Here is a 3,432-nt window from a genome sequence, read left to right as displayed (position 1 = left end):
CTTCCGCAGAGTCAGATGTGTATAACACACAGGTCGTGTGCGGCGGCCGCACCCCGGCGGGCGACGCGTTCGCGACCGGCTTCTGGGTCGAACCGACGCTGATCGCGGACGTCCGGACGACGATGGCGATCGCGCGCGAGGAAGTCTTCGGCCCGGTGCTGACCGTCGAGGCGTTCGACAGCGAAGACGAGGCCGTAGCCCTGGCCAACGACACGCCGTTCGGGCTCGCGGGCGCCGTCTGGACCCGCGACTTCGCGCGGGCGAACCGGGTCATGCGCCGGCTGCGGGCGGCGACGGTCTGGATCAACGACTACAACGTCACGCTGCCGGGCGCGCCGTGGGGCGGCTACAAGGCCAGCGGCATCGGCCGCGAACTGTCGCGCAGCGGCCTCGACGAATACACGGAACTCAAGCACGCATACCTCAACTTCGAAGCCAGCCCGCAACGCTGGTTCTGATCCTCCTCGCAACGGGAGTCCGACATGCTTACCGCCACGCAACCCGACCAGACGCATCGCGCGACCCGCGCGGACCTCGCCTGCGCGCTCCGCTGGACCGCGCGCCTCGGCATGCACGAATCGATCGCCAACCATTTCAGCGCCGCCGTCTCCGACGACAACCGGCAATTTCTGATCAATCCGCGTGGGCGCCATTTCTCGCGGATCCGTGCGAGCGAACTGCTGCTCGTGAATGCCGACGACCCGGAGACGATCCGGCGCGACAACGCGCCCGACCTCACCGCGTGGGCGCTTCACTCGGAAATCCACAAGCGCCACCGGCACGCGCGCTGCGTGCTGCACGTGCATTCGACGTACGCGACCGTGCTGTCGTGCCTCGCGCAGCCCTCGCTCCCGCCGCTCGACCAGAACTGCATGCGCTTCTTCGAGCGGGTCGCGATCGACACCGGCTTCGACGGCATGGGGCTCGGCGACGAGGCGTGCCGCGTCGCCGACGCGCTCGGCGACAAACCCGTGCTGCTGATGGGCCAGCACGGCGTGATCGTCGCCGCCTCGTCGGTCGCGCAGGCGTTCGACGACCTGTACTACTTCGAGCGTGCGTGCCAGACATATGTGACCGCGCTGCAAACCGGCCAGCCACTGCGGTTCGCGACCGACGCCGTCGCGCGTAAAACCATGCTGCAGTGGCGCGACGACTATGCAGGGTTCGCGGAGCAGCATCTGGCGGAACTCCGGGCCATTCTCGACGAGGAAGCACCGTCGTACGCGTGGTAGCCGTCGGACGGCGCGGCCCGGCAGGGCTGCGCCGTCCGTGCGAACGCATGCATTGCCGAGGTGCCGGGCGGCCGGGCAGCCGCGCAGCGCAACTTGCTTCAACACGACACCGCGCTCGCCGTCACGCGCGCTACCGCGCAGTCAAGCCGCCATCCACGAGGATCGACGTCCCGGTGACGAAACTGCTTTCGTCCGAGGCCAGGAACAGCGCGACGTCCGCGACCTGCTCGGGTGTCCCCATCCCCAGCGGCTGAACCTCGTCGAGCAGCGCGTTCATCGCGCCGCGCCCGCCGAGCGCGTCGATGAACGGCGTATTCATCGGGGTATCGATCCAGCCCGGACAGACGGCATTGGCGCGGATGCGATCCTTCGCGTGCTCGATCGCCGCGCAGCGGGTCAGCATCAGCACCCCGCCCTTCGATGCGCAATAGGCCGCATGAAGCGGTTCGCCGACGAAGCTGCTCGTGGAGCCGATATTGACGATCGACCCGCCGCCGGCGCGGATCATCGCAGGAATCGCGTACTTGCAGCCGAGGAACACGCCCTTGAGGTTGACGTCCATGACGGCATCCCAGTCCGCTTCGGTGGTGTCGACGAGCAGGGCCTCGCGAATCACGCCCGCGTTGTTGCACATGACGTCGAGCCGGCCGAACCGGTGCTCCACGAAGTCGATCAGCGCCTCGACCTGCTCCGCCGATCCGGCATCGGCCTGCCTGGCGACGATGACCCCGTCGCGTGCCAGGCGGCAGGTCTCGTCGAGTTGCGCGGTGTTGCGGCTCGTCGTCGCGACCACGCTGGCGCCTTCGTTCGCGAATCGCAGCGCGATGCTCCTGCCGATTCCGCTCGCGGCACCCGTCACCACGGCGACTTTCCCGGCCAGCCGGCCGGTGCGGTTGTGGCTCATCGTCGTTTCTCCTGGAAAGGACCGAGGCACGGATACCGCGCCCCTGGCCCGCGGGGGCACAGCGCTCACGCCGCCGCCGGTATGGCGGCGGCCGCTGCGCCCAGCCAGTTCAGTGCAGATTCAGCGCGGCCTGGACGGCCGCCTGCGGATCGCGGCCGTCGACCGTCCTGACCCCGGCCAGCCACCCCTTCAGTACGTCGGGATGCTGCTGCAGCCACGCCTTCGCCGCGACTTCCGGCTGCTTGCCGCCGGCGATCGCCTTCATCACCTGATTCTCCATGTCGGTCGTGAACTGCAGGTTGGCAACCAGCCGCGCGACGTTCGGGCAGCGCGCCGCATAATCGGGGGACGTCATCGTATAGACCTTCGCCTCCCCGTAGTTCGGGCCGAACAGGTTGTCGCCCCCGGCGAGGTAGCGCAGGTTGAAGTCGAGGTTCATCGGATGCGGCTCCCAGCCGAGAAAAACGACCCACGCATGATCGCGGATCGCGCGCCGCACCTCGACCAGCATGCCGGCCTCGCTCGATTCGACCAGCTTGAACTTGCCGAGGCCGAACTGGTTGCCCGCGATCGCCTTGTGGATCAGTTCGTTGCCGTCGTTCCCCGGCTCGATCCCGTAGATCCGGTATTGCAGCCGGTCGGCGAACTTCGCGATGTCGTCGAACGAACGCAGCCCGGCGTCGTACGCGTAGGCCGGCACCGCGAGCGTGTACTTCGCGCCGACGAGATTCGGCCGGTCCAGCACCTTCACGGCCCCGCTCTTCACGAACGGCGCGCTCGTGGCGTCCATCGACGGCCGCCAGTCCCCGAGGTAGACGTCGATCTGACGCGCCTTGAGCCCGGCCAGCGCGATCGGAATCGACGCCATCGTCTTGGTCGGCTGGTAGCCGAGGCTCGACAGCACGGTCGACGCGAGCGCGGTCGTCGCGGCAATGTCGGTCCAGCCGATGTCGGCAAACCGCACCGCGCGGCAGGTCGCCGCTTCCTGTGCGGCGGCGTGGCCCGTGCAGGTGACAGCCAGTGCGATGCATCCGAGCGTGTTTCTGACGTTCATCGTGGTTTCTCCTGACAAATTAGAGGATGACTAAATATCCAGAACGAGACGGGACGATTTCGCGCGCGACACGCAGATGTAGATCAGGTTGTTCGCACGCCGCTCGGCGTCCGTCTGCAGGCAGTCGCGGTGCTCTGCTTCGCCATCGAGCAGCGTGACCGCGCAGGTGCCGCACACGCCTTCGCCGCACACCGAATCGACGGCGATCCGCTCGTCGCGCAGCACGTCGAGGATCGACCGGC

General features: G+C 67.8%; 5 protein-coding genes. 2 read left to right on the top strand and 3 right to left on the bottom strand.

The features are described 5' to 3' along the window. On the top strand, positions 1 to 458 hold a 458-nt coding region (locus tag JYJ84_RS31795; protein WP_205189941.1), incomplete at its 5' end, for an aldehyde dehydrogenase family protein. A gap of 24 nt (positions 459 to 482) precedes the next feature. Beyond that, complete coding sequence (locus JYJ84_RS31790; RefSeq protein ID WP_175221237.1) at positions 483 to 1,232, top strand: class II aldolase and adducin N-terminal domain-containing protein; 750 nt, start codon at positions 483 to 485, stop codon at positions 1,230 to 1,232. Positions 1,233 to 1,362: 130 nt separating this feature from the next. Here the strand turns inward: JYJ84_RS31790 and JYJ84_RS31785 are convergent, their stop codons facing one another. The 3 genes from JYJ84_RS31785 to JYJ84_RS31775 all read right to left on the bottom strand — a co-directional run. Next, complete coding sequence (locus JYJ84_RS31785; protein ID WP_175221298.1) at positions 1,363 to 2,136, bottom strand: SDR family oxidoreductase; 774 nt, start codon at positions 2,134 to 2,136, stop codon at positions 1,363 to 1,365. A gap of 109 nt (positions 2,137 to 2,245) precedes the next feature. Continuing rightward, positions 2,246 to 3,190 carry a choline ABC transporter substrate-binding protein gene (locus tag JYJ84_RS31780; RefSeq protein WP_122947889.1) on the bottom strand — a complete coding sequence of 315 codons (945 nt, stop codon included), beginning with the start codon at positions 3,188 to 3,190 and terminating at the stop codon, positions 2,246 to 2,248. A gap of 30 nt (positions 3,191 to 3,220) precedes the next feature. Beyond that, a partial coding sequence (locus JYJ84_RS31775; protein ID WP_205189940.1) for a 2Fe-2S iron-sulfur cluster binding domain-containing protein occupies positions 3,221 to 3,432 on the bottom strand: 212 nt, incomplete at its 5' end.

Source organism: Burkholderia sp. LMG 13014 (genome assembly GCF_905232215.1).
Lineage (GTDB): Bacteria > Pseudomonadota > Gammaproteobacteria > Burkholderiales > Burkholderiaceae > Burkholderia.
The sequence above is the reverse complement of the archived record's forward strand: the minus strand, read 5'-3'. Positions and strand labels throughout refer to the sequence as shown.